We start from the raw sequence: 14,021 nt of genomic DNA, 5'->3' as shown, positions 1-14,021 counted from the left end.
ATTGCCAGACAGGAGTTTTACCATGAGTCATCCGCAATATCGCGCTGCGATATTTGATTTAGATGGTGTGATTGCCGACACTGCGCGTTTTCACTTTGTGGCGTGGCAGCGTCTGGCAAAAGAAGAAGGCTTTGCGATTCCGCACGTGGTGGACGACCGAGTGAAGGGCGTCGACCGAATGGCTTCGCTGAACATTGTGCTGGAATATACCGATCGGGGGTATTCTCAGGCCGAAAAAGACGCGTTGGCTGCGCGCAAGAATGGCTACTATGTCGAGTTGATTAAAGCATTAACCCCGGCTGATCTTTTGCCCGGTGCGGGTGAAGTCTTGCATACGTTGCGGGCCGCCAAAGTGCCCGTCGGGTTGGCGTCGGCCAGCAAAAATGCCGTACCGGTATTGCAGGCTTTAGGGGTGTTGGATGACTTCGATTACATTGTAGACGCTGCCACGGTCACGAACGGTAAGCCCGACCCCGAAATCTTTCTCAAGGCTGCGCACGCGTTGGGTGTTGATCCTAGCCTGTGTGTGGGCTTTGAAGATGCCCCGGCGGGTGTGACCTCGATCCTATCGGCTGGAATGTTCGCCGTTGGCATTGGTGAGAAAGACTTACTCGCGGATGCGCATGAAGTCTTTCCCTCTTTAGCGGACGTCAGCTTGGCGCGTTACTTTCAATTGTAACGCGCAACTTTAACGCGCTGTCGGTCGGTTAAATTTTCCGTTGCGTGTAGTAGCTGAAATCGGGTCGTTGCGGGGAATGTTTGTCGTCGGTCATGTAGGCCGATGTCAAAATGAATTCTGCGGTGGCCCGGTTCGACGCGACAGGGATATTCCATAAGGCGGCAATACGCAGTAAGGCTTTAATGTCCGGGTCGTGCGGTTGCGGTTCCAGCGGGTCCCAGAAGAACACCAACAGGTCAATTTTACCTTCCGCGATCATGGCACCAATTTGTTGGTCGCCGCCCAATGGTCCGCTCAACAAAACATTAATGTCGTCACGCTTGAGGCGCTCGCCCAAGAGACGCCCGGTGGTGCCGGTAGCATAGAGCTTCAGGGGAGAAAAACGGGTATTGTTGTCCGTTACCCATTGTACGAGTTCTTCTTTCTTATTGTCGTGCGCTACCAGCGCCACACTTTTTACGGCCATGAGCATTTCCACTGCAATGATTAGCGATGTCCGTCAGTGTACACAAGGTCGGAAAGCAGAACCATAAACACGTAAGCCATATACCTGTTGTAGGGGAGGGTCACGACCCTCCCGGTTGCTGGATATTATTTAAACGTAGCCGCTTGCGTAACAGCCATTTCAACAAAGGCTTGGCTGGCTAGGCGGCTGATTTCGGCATAACGGGCTGGAATGGCGTTGACATCATAACGCGTAATGTCCCGGCTGGTACCGCCGCCCAAAAATGCCAGAGCCGAGGTAACCGCGCCCGCTACCGCGTCGCCGGTGGTGGTGGCGTCTACCACGTCAGTGTAAAACGTTTGTGGTATCACCACGGGCCAATGATTGCTGAATCGAGCGATATGATTGGCGTTCACCATGCATTCGCGATTGCCAAAGCGGTTCCAACAATCCAGTTGAGAAAAGGGTTTGAACGCCAGTTCGCCTGCAGCGCTCAATCGAACTTCACCCGAAACTTCGGCCGTATCCCGGCTGACAAATCCGCCACCGGAGGCTCCCTGTCCGCTGGAGGTTAACGCTGCGAAATCGAGCATGATGTTGATGTTCACACCACTGGCTTCAAGCGTTTCCAATGTAACGGCTTCCAATTGCCATGCCGAACCGCCTGCGGCCGCACGAAAGGCCTGTCCGAGCCCGGCTGCGGTACCAATGTAACGCTCGTCAAATACTGACTCGCCGCTGCGGGCGAACACCTTATAGGTGCTGGCGCCCATTTTGTATTCGTAGGGGCTCTCGCGTCCGGCGGTCTGTAATTCCTGAAAGGTTTCTACGCCCGCAAGTGCACTGCGTGGCACGACGTCATAACCGGCCTCTGCCAACTGGGCTTCCGCATCCGCACAGACGTCGTCAGCCAATCGTTGTAACTGGTTATTATCCAGGCCCTTCAGGCTGTAGATAACACTGACCGAGGCTTCGGCCCGGTTTGTGTCGTCAAAAATGCCGCCACCGGTACTGGCGGTGGCGGAGCTGACGTCCGCAAACATGACGTTGCAGGATGTGACCGCCACACGTTGCACACTGTCGACCGAGCGCGTGGACGCAGCGGTAATGAACAGTGGCGCTTGTTCGGTGGCCGACAGATTGCTGTCGTATTGGGGCGCTGGGGGTTTGGATGCGCAGGCGGTAAAGAGAATGCCGGCGGCACCGGCTAGGCTCAAACTCATAATGCGGGACATAAATTACTCCTTGATGATGACAGATCGAACGCCTTTACGATAATGTGTTCCTCTCGACACCACTATCCCGCGTTCTGGGGGAGTCTGGCCTACGTCGCGGGCGATATGCTTGGTGCGGGTGTATACTGCAGGTACTCATTAGAAGGAACCCTTGGCGGTGACGAACGTGTTCAAAAATTCTGCGATGTGGTCATTGGTTCAGCGCACCGGTCTGACGCGCGGCGTAGGTCATGCGGTGGTTGGGGTTTGGCGCTTTGTGAGTAGTCGTTGGGTGCCTTTATTGACGACATTACTGGCCGTCGTGGTCGCTGTGGAGGAATTGCGGCGTGATGAAGCGAAATATCAAAATGTCATTTTTGACCGCTTGGACTATGTCTACTACGACACCCGATTGGCGTTACTCCCGAAAACGCCGATTACCAAAGACTTTAGCGTCGTTGTGCTGGATATTGATGAGCGCAGTTTGGCCGCTGAAGGTCGTTGGCCTTGGTCGAGAGCCAAATTGGTCGATTTGAATCGCCAATTAATGGATGCCGGTGTCTATACCATTACTTACGACGTCTTGTTTTCCGAACCGGAGCGCAATTTAGCGCTGGAAATGTCGGACTTATTACAAAGTGAAGAGCCTACAATTGCGACTCGTTTGCGCGACTTCGAGCAGCAAGTGGATTTTGATGTGCTGTTTGCCGAGTCCATCGCAGAAGCTAACGCGGTGTTGGGGTACGTGCTCTACCCCAATGAAGAGATTCAAGTCGGGGCGTTGCCTGCGCCGGTGGAAACGTTGGACCCTGATTTGAATTTATTGCGTCGTAACTATATAGGCTATGTTGGTAATTTAGGTCTGTTTCAGGAAGCTGCATCTTCTGCAGGGCTAATTAACCCGATACCGGACTTGGACGGTGTTATTCGTCGCGTGCCCTTGCTGGAGTATTACAATGGCTCGTTGTATCCCAGTTTGGGTTTAGCCAGTTTGTATAACTATTTTTTGATTGATGTGGCCGATGCGCCTTTTGGTTTGAGAGCAACCGGTGAAAATGAAGCTGTTTTTTCATGGGTGGAAATTCCTGCTGAAGAACAGGCACATCAGGTATTAACCAGCAAGGATGGCAGTGTTTATGTGCCTTACGCTGGTGCGAAAAAAACCTTCCCTTACATTTCAGCAACCGATGTATTGCGTGGCACACTGACCGAGCAAGAACGGCTACAATTGGATGGCGCCATTGTGTTGATCGGGACATCGGCTCTGGGTCTATTGGATTTACGCTCGACGCCTTTGGACTCAACGTACCCTGGGGTAGAGGTTCATGCCAACGTGATCAATGGACTATTGAGTGACCAACTGCGGCGTGATCTCGATGGTGGGCATGCGATGGTCGCGATCACGATGCTTATTCTGGGCGCATTGTATGTACTCGTATTCCGGCGTTTCGGGCCATTTTCGCTACTCGGTGTTACGGTGTTGCTGATGGTCGTTGTGGTGGCAGGGAATGTCTACTTGTGGCAAGTACAGTTAGTGAATGTCCCGGTGTCGAGTCTGCTCTTGTTGATTTTGTTGTTGGGTGTATTCAACATGCTGGAAGGCTTCTTGCGCGAACGGTCATCGCGCCAGGAAGTGCGTTCGATGTTCGGGCAGTACGTGCCTTCGGAATATATAGACATCATGCTGAACGACCCGGACTCCATCAATTTTGAAGGCGCCAACAAAGAACTGACGGTGTTATTTTCGGACATTCGCAGCTTTACCACCATCTCCGAGCAGCTCACGGCAACGCAGCTTAAAGGCTTATTGAACCGTTATTTTACCCCCATTACCGGCATTATCTTTAACCGAAAGGGTACCATCGATAAATACGTGGGCGACATGGTTATGGCCTTTTGGGGCGCGCCGCTGGAAGATCCCCAGCACGCGGAACATGCCCTGGAAGCGGCCATTGATATGATCAATAAAACCGCTGAATTGCGCGACGAGTTTGTCGCCGAAGGGTTGCCCGCGGTGGAAATCGGTATTGGCTTGAACACCGGCTCGATGAACGTGGGCGACATGGGATCGGAATATCGGCGGTCCTATACCGTGTTGGGCGATGCCGTAAACCTTGGCTCCCGGTTGGAAAGTCTGACTAAGTTCTACGGGGTGAAGATTCTGGTCGGCCCGGAAACCTACACCCAATGCCCAAATTATTTTTTCCGCTTTATCGACCGCATCATGGTAAAGGGTAAAGAAGAACCTATTGAGTGCTATGAACCGCTGTGCCGCCAAGGCGAACAAAGCCCGGAGCTGCAAGCAGAAATAGACGCCTATAACGCCGCCTATGCCCTGTATCGCCAACAGCAATGGCAGGAAGCATCGGATGCCTTTGCCGCCTTATTGATGACCAGTACGCCACAACGCGCCAAATTGTATACCGTTTACTTGGGTCGAATTGCTGACTTACGTACGCAGACACTCAGCGCGAACTGGGACGGAGCCTATCGGCATACCTCGAAGTAACCACGAGCTCAACGTTGATATTTGGCTTTCCATTCGTCATACGGCATACCGTAGATGTGTTCTCTGGCTTGTTGCGGGTCGAGTTCAATGCCGCGTTCGGCCGCTGCCGCCCCATACCATTTACCCAAACAGTTACGGCAAAATCCGGCCAGGTTCATCAGGTCAATGTTCTGCACGTCGTTACGCTCGCGCAGGTGGGCGACTAAGCGTCGAAACGCCGCAGCTTCCAGTTCGATCTCGGTTTGTTTATCCATGTTGACCTCGTTTCACGAAAAAAACGAAGTGTAGCATATACCTCTTAAGGCAAGACCAGGGTCGTAATGTCTGCATGCAGACTGAATTGATGTTAGGAACTCGCAACCGTTCGGGATTCTGACTAAGATGTAAGCTCTGTGGTTATTCATACCTCGATGAGCGTGAACAGGAGTCCGCATGATCACTCTCTACCGTTTCCCTTACAGTTGTTATGCCCTAAAAGTACAGTTCTTGTTGGATCATTTAGGATTGCCTTACAAAGTACGCGATGTGCCGTTCGGTGATCGTGATGAATTGATCGAAGTGACGGGTGGCCGCGTTATGGTGCCGGCGATCTTGCATGAAGGGAATGTAGTGGTGGAGTCGCGTGATATCTTTCAATACCTACTGACCTTGTCGAAGAATGATTTGGTCCCGGCAGGTATGGAGGCGGCTGTTTGGGCTTATTTGGACTGGACTGACAGCTTGCTGGAGGATGTATTGTTTCGTATTGCGTCCCCAGGCATTGCCGAGCAGTTCACCAAGCCTACGGAAAAAGCATTGTTCATTTTTATTAAGGAACGTAAGTTCGGCATGGGCTGTGTCAGTGAATGGCAGCGGACGCGCAAAGAGCTGATCGACCGAGCCAAAGTATTGCTGGCCCCGACACTGGAAACTCTGTCGCAGTCGGATTATGTGATGGGTAATCGATTGACCATTGCCGATGTCTCTTTGGCCGGACATTTGGCCATGGTGGAATACGCCGATCCGACGCTGTTACCCGCGATTTCACCGGATTTACAACTGTTGCTGTCGCGCCTGCGTAATTCGGCTAAAGGTTAAGATGCGCACGTTGAATATGGATTTCATACAGCGCATTTAAGCGCGCAAACACTTCACGCACACGCACGCGCACATGCCAGTTGCGCGGCGCATCATCGGCCACAAAACCCTGCGCCATTATGCCCGCCGCATGGGCTTGGTAGAGTGCACGTTCGATGTGAAATTGCTGGCTGATTATGATCACCCGATCTTGGTCGAACTCACTCTTTAACCGACGAACCGATGCCAAGGTGCGGGTCCCGCCACCATCCAGCAGAATGGATTCGTCGGGTACGCCTAGGTCGAGAAGGTCATCTCGCATCATGCCCGGTTCGTTGTAATAAGGCGTGCTGTGGTCACCCGAGGCGAGAATGATCTGCAAATAACCGTCGTGATACAGTTGCGCAGCAGCGCGCACGCGGGCTTGGTAAAAAGGATTTAGCGTTCCACTGGCATGATATTTCGCCGTACCTAACAGTAAGCCAAACTGCGTTGGGGTGAGGTCTTCTTTCTGGGTGAAGACGTGCTCACGAGTCTGCCAGCGGAACCATTGGTCTGCTACCCAGACGAAAAGCACCAGTGCGAGCAGAGCGCCTGACATCCCCAACAGCAATAATTTAAATTTAGGTGTGAGCAAACGTGTCGGGCGTGGTGTCATTCATCACGCCAAATAACCGTGCCGACCGTTCCGTCGGTGACTTCGAGAAACTGGTCAGGGTCATCACCTTCCTGCCAGCCGCCGTCGCTGCAACGCACGGTCGTCTGCATAACCTCGGCAGCGGACTGCGCGCAGGCCAGGTCCGACGCCCAGGGCGTATGCGCGGAATTAAACCACACCGATGTCCATTGTCCTTGTTGCACCAACATAACGGGCAACACACCGCGCTCGGTTGTGATGCGTAATTTGGTCGCACCCTTACTGGGCGTGGATACGATGTCCGGCGTGTGGCCGAAGGTGCCCGTGAGCCACTCCAGGATAGGACCCGTTGCCCGTTTTTTTATGTAAATCTCAATGTCGTTTTGCATCAGGCATCCGGAAGAAGGTGTTTAAGAATTCGAAATAGGCCAATACCCAAGTAGCCCCAAAGAGCTCGCGTCAAGCCCACGGCGGCGATGAAAACGCCGATCGCCGCCACCAGTTCTTGTTGTACCGATGGCGACCATTGACGCTCGGCCAATAATATCACCAGCATTCCCCCAGCGAAAATCATTCCGCCGGTGGTAAACAGTTGCATATTTTCGACCTGTGCGTCTGCTTTTTGATGTACCCAAGCAATAACACGTTGGCGTAGCGACGCCATGATTCAACTCCTCGGTCTGGTCGTTTCGGACTCTTGGTTTTGGAACCGCGGGCGCTTTGCTATACTCCCCGCCCTTATTCTAACCAATAGAACCTGCAAGCAACATGAGCATTACACTGGATTTCGCCCGCGCCCTAATACAACGACCTTCTGTAACCCCAGATGATGCCGGTTGCCAGGCCTTGATGGCCGAGCGATTGGCGGCGGTGGGATTTAACATTGAACGGATGGATTTTGAGGACGTACAAAATCTCTGGGCAACACACGGTAGCAGCGGCCCCGTAATGGCGTTTGCCGGGCATACCGATGTGGTACCCACCGGAGAGTTAAGCAAGTGGACCCATCCACCGTATGATGCCGTGGTTCGTGATGGCATGTTGCATGGCCGCGGCGCCGCCGATATGAAGGGCAGTTTGGCCTGTATGGTGGTGGCTTGCGAACGTTTTGTGCGTGAATTTCCCGAACACCGTGGGCAGATTGCCTTGTTGATTACGAGCGATGAAGAAGGGCACGCCTATCATGGCACGGTGAAGGTAGTAGAAGCGCTGCAAGCGCGCGGAGATCACATCGATATGGCCTTGGTGGGGGAACCTTCCAGTACCGAAAAGGTGGGCGATATCATTAAAAACGGTCGTCGTGGTTCGCTCTTGGGGTACCTAACCATACATGGGAAGCAGGGTCATGTGGCTTATCCGCATTTGGCGCAAAATCCGATTCATTTATTGGCTCCTGCGTTAACTGAGCTGACGCAGACCGAATGGGACCAAGGCAATGAATTTTTCCCGGCCACCAGTTTCCAAGTGGCAAATTTCAGCAGCGGTACAGGGGCGACCAACGTTATTCCGGGTGATGCCACCTTGCAGTTCAGTTTCCGGTTTTCCACCGAGGTGACAGCCGAGGCGCTTGAACAGCGTGTGCGCGACATCTTGGACAAGCATCAGTTGCGTTACGATTTGCGCTGTGAAGTTAAAGGTCAGCCCTTTCTGACCGCGCGTGGCGATCTGGTGGATGCGGTGGTGGCCGCGGTGCGCGATGTGCGTCAACATACGCCGGAACTATCGACCGCCGGTGGCACGTCGGATGGCCGCTTTATAGCTTCCATCATGGGCTCGCAAGTCGTGGAGTTAGGGCCGGTGAACAAAACCATCCATCAGGTTGATGAACAGGTGAGTGTGGAAGACCTGGATTTGCTGACCGAGATGTATTACCGCACCCTCGTGAAGTTATTTGCCTGATGTGGGCACATCGCCATCCGTTTCAATGGCCTTCACGCCGAACCGATACACGATGCGTTCATGGTAAGGCTGGTCTGGGGTAACCGTACAGGGTGGAAAGCCCGGTTGATTGGGCGTGTCAGGGAAGTGTTGCGGTTCGCAGCAAAACGCCTGATGCGCCGCATAAGGCTGGTCGTCATCCATGCTTGGGGTGCCGCCCAGGTAATTTCCGGTGTAAAACTGCATGCCCGGTTGGGTGCTGGCAATCTGTAACACGCGGCCGGTTTGGCGACTGACCACGGTGGCCATGGTGATCAATTCCGGGCTGTTGGTGCGCTTGAATACGTAATTCTGGTCAAAGCCGTTGGTGGCCACCAAGTCTGGGTGCATCGGTGTCAGTAAATCCTGTACCCGAGTAGGCTTGGACAGGTCGAATACTGAATCGGCCACCGGCGCAAAAGCACCTGTCGGTAGGCCTTCGTCATCCGTTGCGGTGCGCTCTTGGGCGTGAATGATGAACCATTGGTGCGACAAGTCCTGTGGAAAAGCACCGTTCAGATTGAAGTAGGCGTGGTTGGTCAGATTGACGACGGTCGGGGCATCGGTGGTGGCGTGATAATCGATGTGCAGTTCGCCTTGTTCCGTTAATCGATAGGTAACGGTGGCTTGTACGGTGCCAGGGTAGCCGCCTTCGCCAGCCGGCGACGTACGGTGAAAACGGATTTCCGGCCACCTGTCAGCGTTTGGAATGTCGGTCGTCCAACAATCGCGGTGCCAGCTTTCGCCACCATGAAGATGATGCGGGGTTGCATTGGCCACGAGGTTGATGTGTTGCCCGTTAAGTTCAAAGCCGGCGTGTAAAATGCGATTGGCGTAGCGACCTACGGTAGCACCTAAATACGGGGCATTGGCGGCAAATTGGTTATGTCGTGGGCTATAACACACGATGTCGTCAACCACACCCTGGGCGTCGGGCGTAAGAATGCGGAATATACTGGCGCCTTCGTTCGTTACCAACACCTCAATGCTGCCTAAACGTAAAGCAAACAAGCGGGCTGGGGAATGTTCTGGCGCACCGGGAAACGGTACTGTGATAACACCATTGAAACCGGAAGGGCGTTCGCCGACCATGCGGATACTCCAACAACAAAGGTCAGTAGACCGTGTAAATTAGCACGCAGTGTATCGGTACAGTGGCTTGATCGCAAAGGCTTCTCTATGCTGATACCTGAACGACAAATACCTTGAGGCAATCTATGTTCAATGCGTTAAATGGCCAAGTGGAACCGCTAAGTACCGGGCAGGGTATGGTTTGGCAGTATGAAACCTTCGCGCAATTGTCCACGATGGCTCTTTATGAGTTGTTGCGTTTGCGGGTGAATGTGTTTGTGGTTGAACAGCAATGTCCGTATTCGGAATTGGACGATAAAGACATCACCGCCTGGCACTTACAAGGGTTTTTGGACGGTCGTTTGGTGGCCTATGCGCGTATACTGCCGCCCAATGAACTTGGGTGCCCGGAGATTGGCCGGGTGATCGTCGCACCTGAGCAGCGCGGCAGCGCCTTGGGACACACGTTAATGCGTGCAGCAGTGCAGCATGCGACGGAAGCGTTCCCCTCACACGACATTGAGTTAGGTGCACAAGCGCACTTGCAGGGATTTTATCAACAGCAGGGCTTCGCCGCGGTGGGTGAGCCCTACGATGAGGATGGTATTAAGCACATTAAGATGCGTCGTGCGAACACGGGGCGTTAAAACAAAAAAGCCCTCGTAGTGAGGGCTTGAGATCACGCCATTAGATTTGCTGAAATGCAGTCGTCTTTCAGCTTAGAAAGGGATTGAGCCAGCGCCATTTCCAACTGGTCATCCGTAAGGGTTCTTCCACCGCGGTTAAGCAAATACACTCTTCATTGTCAGCAGCGACAGGCGTATGTTCGTGCGCGGCATCACGACACAAATAATCTCCGGCATTGTAGTCGCCGTACATATCAGAAAAACCACCCTTGAGCAGCACAGTGTATTCGGTACCACGGTGCGTATGCTTGGGGATTCTGCCGCCTGGCTTAATGCGATGCAGCGTGATCGCCGGACCGTCCGGACTTACTTCAAGATCACACACTTGCAAATGGGGCAGTAACTTCTTCCATTTCAAGGCATTAAACCCGTTCGGAATCGCCTTGCGTAACGGAGGTGGCACCTCCGGGTGGGCGAAACTGGCGGCGCCTGAAACAGCGCGACTCTGACGCTCTGGCTGGTTATCAATCATAGCCAACGTCTTTGCCAGCAATTGCTCATCGACATGGTCGCCCGGTAAATCGTCCAACAACACACCGGCCAAGGTTTCCAACTCGCGCGCCGACTTACGGCAGGCTTCGCAATAGCTTATATGTACCGCCACCATCAAGGTTTCGTGGTAATTGAGCTGGCCCGCTACGTACTCGGTCAACACGTCTAATTCTGGGTGAAATTTACTCATAGCCTTCTACCTCCAATCCGACGCGCAACTTCTTCAGCGCCAGTCGGATACGCGACTTGACCGTGCCCAAAGGCAAGTCAAGCTCGTCTGCTGCTTCTTGATGGGATTTGTCTTCCAAAAATACCTTGCCAATGACCTGGCGTTGCTCAATGGGCAGTCGGCCAATACCCATGCGAATATGACGCTCTACCGTCGACTGCTCAACCCAATCACTGCCATCACCTTCCGTATGCGGTTCGTTCCACATATCGTCCGAGTCTAAATGCCCCTGATGCTTGGTTTGTCGCCGAAGTAAATCAACTCGCAGGTTCCGGGCTATGGTAAAGACCCAGGTGGTTGCCGAGGCTTTTTCGCGGTCAAACAAATGCGCTTTGCGCCACAGGTTGGTCATCGTTTCTTGCACCAGTTCATCTGCCAACTGGTCGCCCATCATGGTCAGCCCGGAGGAGCGGGCGTAACCTTTAATTTGCGGTGCAAAATGGCGAAAGAGTTTGGCGAATGCATCTCGGCTTTGATTACCGGCGATAAGTTCCAGGCAATCAGCCCATTCGTCTGGTGTTGTCACAGTGGCCTTGCCTATGGAGGTCATGGGGTTAGCTCGCATGATCAAACAAATCCTAGGAATTTGACAGGGTTACGAGCCGACATTTACGTTGGATCACAGCGTGGGTTGAATTTCTTCTCGCAAGACTTGAAACAATTTGCGCCGGTGTTTGAACTGGCTGGCCGAGGTGTGGGGCTCATGCGCAGTTTGTTCTGCTTCTTGCTGAGCATTGCGGACCAACTGACGCAAATGTTGACGGTCGGCATGGGGAAAGGCATCAAAAAAGCGGGCTACGGCATCCGGATCTTCGATGAGTTCGGCACGCCACCGTTCACATAGGACGGTCAACTGAAGATGCACTTCGCTGCTGGGATCATTGAAATCGAGTGCTTTTTCGATGGCCTCGACGTCGGCATCTCGCATCAAACGGCCAATGTATTGCAATTGACGGCGTTTGGCTTCATGGCTTTTCAGGCGCTGTGACTCAAGCAACGCTAGCAAAAGAGATTCTTCAAGCGGAAACTCGCGCAATTTTTCCGCCGAAAGTTCAAGGAGGCGATTACCCACCGCTTGCAAACGTTCCATCTCGCGTTTGAGTTCCGATTTGGAAACTATTTCGATGTCGTTGTCTTCAACAACCATCTTTTTTTTACGCGCCATCTCGGTTATTCACCTTCTTCAAAATAATTATCGATTAATGCTTTTATGGCATCGTATGCGGCTTGCTCGTCGTCCCCTGACACCTCCAGGGTCAATTCTGTGCCTTTGCTGGCGGCCAACATCATGATGGACATGATGTTGCGCGCGTCCGAACGGCGGCCGTCTTTTTCCAGTATGACACTGCTGGAAAACTGCATGGCCAGCTTATTTAACTTGGCTGAAGCCCGCGCATGCAGACCCAATTTGTTGATGATGGTAATGGGTTCTCTGATCATGACAGCGTGGACTTCAACTCCCTGTGGCGTAATTGAACGGAGGTGTAACGGGGCCGGTAAATTTGGGCCAATTGTTGCGCGACATAGACCGAGCGGTGTTGGCCGCCGGTGCAGCCAATGGCAATCGTCAGGTAGGCCCGGTTGTTGGCGGCATAGCAAGGCAGCCAGCGATCCAGATAGCTGCGGATGCTGTCGATCATATCGCTCACATCCGGTTCCTTATGCAAAAATTTCTGAACCGGCTCGTCCAAGCCGGAATACTTGCGCAGTGCCGGGTCCCAATAGGGATTGGGTAAGCAGCGCACGTCGTAAATCAGGTCGGCATCGTGCGGTGTGCCATGCTTAAAGCCGAATGACATAAACAACAACGCCATTTCCTGACGCGAGGTACCTGCGACGCGCGTTTTTATCTGATCGCGTAGCTCGTAAATCGACAGCCCCGTCGTATCAATGTTCAGGTGGGCCATGTTTACGATGGTGTCGAGCAGGGCGCGTTCACCGTGGATGGCTTCTTGTAACGAGGTGTCGTCGCCGGTGAGTGGGTGCTTACGTCGGGTTTCAGAGAACCTTTTGTGTAAGGTCACTTCGTCGGCGTCTAAATAGACGATGTCTAGGTTTATGGTGTCCGGTAATTGCGCAACGATCTGTGGGAACTGACGCAACGCCTTGGTGGCGTTTCGCGCATCAATGCAGACGGCCACTTTTTGGTTAATGTTCCCTTGCAGCATTTCATTCGCCAATTCCGGCAACATGGTAATCGGCAGGTTATCGATGCAGGTATAACCGACATCTTCCAATACGTTCAGTGCGGTACTTTTACCGGAGCCGGAGCGTCCGCTGATAACGATGAGATCCATGTTGATGCTTCCGCAGGCTTATTCGGCGATGAACGCCGCGTAAAAGGCATGAGCATCCGGCGCCTGACGCATGGCCTTTAAGCGCGCGTCATCATTGAAGCGTTCAGCAACGCGAGACAGCAATTGTAGATGTTCCGTACGGGCTTCTTGCGGCACGATCAAGGTGAATACGATGTCGACCGGCTTCTGGTCGAGGGCATCAAATTCAATGGGCTCTTCGAGCTTTACCAGCAAACCGAAGGGGGCAGCGCAGTTTTCCAGCCGACAGTGAGGAATGGCTACGCCATTACCAAACCCGGTGGAACCGAGGCGCTCTCGCTCGATCAGGCTGTTAAACAAGGCATCCGCATCAAATTCCGGTTGCAAGGTGACGACATGATCGCTGATGAGTTGTAGGGTCTTCTTTTTGCTCTGGCTCGGCGCACCCCAAAGGGTGCGCTCCAGACTAACGACGTCGTTAAGGTTTGGCATAAAAAATTAGCGACCGTTCCCGTGCAGGCGATCTACGGTCTTTTCCTTGTGTTTGAGAAGTTGTCGGTCCAGCTTGTCGACCATCAGGTCAATCGCTGCATACATGTCTTCGTGCTCGGCGTCGGCAAACAGTTGACCCCCTTTGATGTGCAGGGTGGTCTCTGCCTTTTGTCGTTGTTTCTCTATGCTGAGCGTGGTTTGTACGATGCTGATTTGATCGAAATGTCGCTCCAATCGATCCAGTTTGGTGGTGACGTACTCGCGCAGTGGGTCGGTTAATTCTACATGATGGCCACTGATGTTTATTTGCATAGGATA

19 protein-coding genes are annotated in these 14,021 nt (G+C 53.1%); 5 read left to right on the top strand and 14 right to left on the bottom strand.

The window, feature by feature from the left end:
- Positions 1 to 22 precede the first annotated feature (22 nt).
- Entirely contained in the window at positions 23 to 679 is a 657-nt protein-coding gene (gene pgmB / locus ACFOSD_RS00305; RefSeq protein WP_380694809.1) for a beta-phosphoglucomutase, read from the top strand.
- A gap of 28 nt (positions 680 to 707) precedes the next feature.
- Here pgmB and ACFOSD_RS00300 read toward each other — a convergent pair whose 3' ends face one another.
- Both ACFOSD_RS00300 and ACFOSD_RS00295 read right to left on the bottom strand, forming a co-directional pair.
- The gene (locus ACFOSD_RS00300) at positions 708 to 1,145 is read right to left on the bottom strand and encodes a methylglyoxal synthase (protein ID WP_380694811.1); all 438 of its coding nucleotides are present in this window, start codon (positions 1,143 to 1,145) and stop codon (positions 708 to 710) included.
- Positions 1,146 to 1,270: 125 nt separating this feature from the next.
- The gene (locus tag ACFOSD_RS00295; protein ID WP_380694813.1) at positions 1,271 to 2,359 is read right to left on the bottom strand and encodes a hypothetical protein; all 1,089 of its coding nucleotides are present in this window, start codon (positions 2,357 to 2,359) and stop codon (positions 1,271 to 1,273) included.
- Positions 2,360 to 2,525: 166 nt separating this feature from the next.
- On the opposite strand from ACFOSD_RS00295, the gene ACFOSD_RS00290 reads away from it, so the two are divergent.
- Entirely contained in the window at positions 2,526 to 4,847 is a 2,322-nt protein-coding gene (locus tag ACFOSD_RS00290) for a CHASE2 domain-containing protein (protein WP_380694815.1), read from the top strand.
- An 8-nt stretch (positions 4,848 to 4,855) separates the two neighbouring features.
- Here the strand turns inward: ACFOSD_RS00290 and ACFOSD_RS00285 are convergent, their stop codons facing one another.
- Entirely contained in the window at positions 4,856 to 5,101 is a 246-nt protein-coding gene (locus tag ACFOSD_RS00285) for a DUF1244 domain-containing protein (protein ID WP_380694817.1), read from the bottom strand.
- A gap of 178 nt (positions 5,102 to 5,279) precedes the next feature.
- Here ACFOSD_RS00285 and ACFOSD_RS00280 point away from each other — a divergent pair, with 178 nt between their 5' ends.
- Positions 5,280 to 5,924, top strand: a complete 645-nt coding sequence (locus ACFOSD_RS00280; protein ID WP_380694819.1) for a glutathione S-transferase family protein — start codon at positions 5,280 to 5,282, stop codon at positions 5,922 to 5,924.
- Here ACFOSD_RS00280 and ACFOSD_RS00275 read toward each other — a convergent pair.
- The 3 genes from ACFOSD_RS00275 to ACFOSD_RS00265 are packed head-to-tail and all read right to left on the bottom strand — an operon-like array spanning position 5,914 to position 7,204.
- On the bottom strand, positions 5,914 to 6,561 hold the full coding sequence (locus tag ACFOSD_RS00275) for a SanA/YdcF family protein (protein ID WP_380694821.1): 648 nt from the start codon (positions 6,559 to 6,561) through the stop codon (positions 5,914 to 5,916). The genes ACFOSD_RS00280 and ACFOSD_RS00275 overlap by 11 nt on opposite strands.
- The gene (locus ACFOSD_RS00270; RefSeq protein ID WP_380694823.1) at positions 6,558 to 6,929 is read right to left on the bottom strand and encodes a hypothetical protein; all 372 of its coding nucleotides are present in this window, start codon (positions 6,927 to 6,929) and stop codon (positions 6,558 to 6,560) included. The genes ACFOSD_RS00275 and ACFOSD_RS00270 overlap by 4 nt, the downstream gene beginning before the upstream one ends.
- Positions 6,929 to 7,204: a hypothetical protein gene (locus ACFOSD_RS00265; protein ID WP_380694825.1), complete on the bottom strand. Its 276-nt coding sequence runs from the start codon at positions 7,202 to 7,204 to the stop codon at positions 6,929 to 6,931. The genes ACFOSD_RS00270 and ACFOSD_RS00265 overlap by 1 nt, the downstream gene beginning before the upstream one ends.
- Before the next feature lie 104 nt (positions 7,205 to 7,308).
- Here ACFOSD_RS00265 and dapE point away from each other — a divergent pair, with 104 nt between their 5' ends.
- The gene (dapE, locus tag ACFOSD_RS00260) at positions 7,309 to 8,439 is read left to right on the top strand and encodes a succinyl-diaminopimelate desuccinylase (protein WP_380694827.1); all 1,131 of its coding nucleotides are present in this window, start codon (positions 7,309 to 7,311) and stop codon (positions 8,437 to 8,439) included.
- Here the strand turns inward: dapE and ACFOSD_RS00255 are convergent.
- Positions 8,428 to 9,549, bottom strand: coding sequence for an aldose epimerase family protein (locus tag ACFOSD_RS00255; protein ID WP_380694829.1), 1,122 nt, complete (start codon positions 9,547 to 9,549; stop codon positions 8,428 to 8,430). The two genes, dapE and ACFOSD_RS00255, sit on opposite strands and share 12 nt — an antisense overlap.
- Positions 9,550 to 9,674: 125 nt before the next feature.
- On the opposite strand from ACFOSD_RS00255, the gene ACFOSD_RS00250 reads away from it, so the two are divergent.
- Positions 9,675 to 10,175 (top strand): GNAT family N-acetyltransferase, encoded by a 501-nt coding sequence (locus ACFOSD_RS00250; RefSeq protein WP_380694831.1) that lies wholly within the window; start codon positions 9,675 to 9,677, stop codon positions 10,173 to 10,175.
- A gap of 67 nt (positions 10,176 to 10,242) precedes the next feature.
- Here ACFOSD_RS00250 and ACFOSD_RS00245 read toward each other — a convergent pair whose 3' ends face one another.
- From ACFOSD_RS00245 to hpf, 7 genes are all read right to left on the bottom strand, one after another.
- Positions 10,243 to 10,896 (bottom strand): ChrR family anti-sigma-E factor, encoded by a 654-nt coding sequence (locus ACFOSD_RS00245; RefSeq protein ID WP_380694833.1) that lies wholly within the window; start codon positions 10,894 to 10,896, stop codon positions 10,243 to 10,245.
- Positions 10,889 to 11,461: a sigma-70 family RNA polymerase sigma factor gene (locus ACFOSD_RS00240; protein WP_380694835.1), complete on the bottom strand. Its 573-nt coding sequence runs from the start codon at positions 11,459 to 11,461 to the stop codon at positions 10,889 to 10,891. The genes ACFOSD_RS00245 and ACFOSD_RS00240 overlap by 8 nt, the downstream gene beginning before the upstream one ends.
- Before the next feature lie 93 nt (positions 11,462 to 11,554).
- A complete protein-coding gene (gene yjgA / locus ACFOSD_RS00235; protein ID WP_380694837.1) occupies positions 11,555 to 12,100 on the bottom strand; it encodes a ribosome biogenesis factor YjgA in 546 nt (181 codons plus the stop codon).
- Between the two features lie 5 nt (positions 12,101 to 12,105).
- Complete coding sequence (locus ACFOSD_RS00230; RefSeq protein ID WP_380694839.1) at positions 12,106 to 12,375, bottom strand: HPr family phosphocarrier protein; 270 nt, start codon at positions 12,373 to 12,375, stop codon at positions 12,106 to 12,108.
- The gene (gene rapZ, locus ACFOSD_RS00225) at positions 12,372 to 13,232 is read right to left on the bottom strand and encodes an RNase adapter RapZ (protein WP_380694841.1); all 861 of its coding nucleotides are present in this window, start codon (positions 13,230 to 13,232) and stop codon (positions 12,372 to 12,374) included. Before rapZ ends, ACFOSD_RS00230 begins: the two co-directional genes overlap by 4 nt.
- Before the next feature lie 18 nt (positions 13,233 to 13,250).
- Positions 13,251 to 13,703, bottom strand: a complete 453-nt coding sequence (locus ACFOSD_RS00220) for a PTS sugar transporter subunit IIA (RefSeq protein WP_380694843.1) — start codon at positions 13,701 to 13,703, stop codon at positions 13,251 to 13,253.
- 6 nt (positions 13,704 to 13,709) lie between these two features.
- A complete protein-coding gene (gene hpf / locus ACFOSD_RS00215) occupies positions 13,710 to 14,015 on the bottom strand; it encodes a ribosome hibernation-promoting factor, HPF/YfiA family (RefSeq protein WP_380694845.1) in 306 nt (101 codons plus the stop codon).
- Positions 14,016 to 14,021 lie beyond the last annotated feature (6 nt).

Origin of the sequence: Salinispirillum marinum (genome assembly GCF_042650105.1) — a bacterium.
Lineage (GTDB): Bacteria > Pseudomonadota > Gammaproteobacteria > Pseudomonadales > Natronospirillaceae > Salinispirillum > Salinispirillum marinum.
Note: the sequence above shows the minus strand (reverse complement) of the source record. Positions and strands in the feature narration are given on the sequence as shown.

What these genes read in the sequence shown, in the direction of transcription:
- pgmB (WP_380694809.1), top strand. Translation starts at nt 23, where the DNA reads ATGAGTCATCCGCAATATCGCGCTGCGATATTTGATTTAGATGGTGTG.
- ACFOSD_RS00300 (WP_380694811.1), bottom strand. Translation starts at nt 1,145, where the DNA reads ATGGCCGTAAAAAGTGTGGCGCTGGTAGCGCACGACAATAAGAAAGAA.
- ACFOSD_RS00295 (WP_380694813.1), bottom strand. Translation starts at nt 2,359, where the DNA reads ATGTCCCGCATTATGAGTTTGAGCCTAGCCGGTGCCGCCGGCATTCTC.
- ACFOSD_RS00285 (WP_380694817.1), bottom strand. Translation starts at nt 5,101, where the DNA reads ATGGATAAACAAACCGAGATCGAACTGGAAGCTGCGGCGTTTCGACGC.
- ACFOSD_RS00280 (WP_380694819.1), top strand. Translation starts at nt 5,280, where the DNA reads ATGATCACTCTCTACCGTTTCCCTTACAGTTGTTATGCCCTAAAAGTA.
- ACFOSD_RS00275 (WP_380694821.1), bottom strand. Translation starts at nt 6,561, where the DNA reads ATGACACCACGCCCGACACGTTTGCTCACACCTAAATTTAAATTATTG.
- ACFOSD_RS00270 (WP_380694823.1), bottom strand. Translation starts at nt 6,929, where the DNA reads ATGCAAAACGACATTGAGATTTACATAAAAAAACGGGCAACGGGTCCT.
- ACFOSD_RS00265 (WP_380694825.1), bottom strand. Translation starts at nt 7,204, where the DNA reads ATGGCGTCGCTACGCCAACGTGTTATTGCTTGGGTACATCAAAAAGCA.
- dapE (WP_380694827.1), top strand. Translation starts at nt 7,309, where the DNA reads ATGAGCATTACACTGGATTTCGCCCGCGCCCTAATACAACGACCTTCT.
- ACFOSD_RS00255 (WP_380694829.1), bottom strand. Translation starts at nt 9,549, where the DNA reads ATGGTCGGCGAACGCCCTTCCGGTTTCAATGGTGTTATCACAGTACCG.
- ACFOSD_RS00250 (WP_380694831.1), top strand. Translation starts at nt 9,675, where the DNA reads ATGTTCAATGCGTTAAATGGCCAAGTGGAACCGCTAAGTACCGGGCAG.
- ACFOSD_RS00245 (WP_380694833.1), bottom strand. Translation starts at nt 10,896, where the DNA reads ATGAGTAAATTTCACCCAGAATTAGACGTGTTGACCGAGTACGTAGCG.
- yjgA (WP_380694837.1), bottom strand. Translation starts at nt 12,100, where the DNA reads ATGGCGCGTAAAAAAAAGATGGTTGTTGAAGACAACGACATCGAAATA.
- ACFOSD_RS00230 (WP_380694839.1), bottom strand. Translation starts at nt 12,375, where the DNA reads ATGATCAGAGAACCCATTACCATCATCAACAAATTGGGTCTGCATGCG.
- rapZ (WP_380694841.1), bottom strand. Translation starts at nt 13,232, where the DNA reads ATGGATCTCATCGTTATCAGCGGACGCTCCGGCTCCGGTAAAAGTACC.
- ACFOSD_RS00220 (WP_380694843.1), bottom strand. Translation starts at nt 13,703, where the DNA reads ATGCCAAACCTTAACGACGTCGTTAGTCTGGAGCGCACCCTTTGGGGT.
- hpf (WP_380694845.1), bottom strand. Translation starts at nt 14,015, where the DNA reads ATGCAAATAAACATCAGTGGCCATCATGTAGAATTAACCGACCCACTG.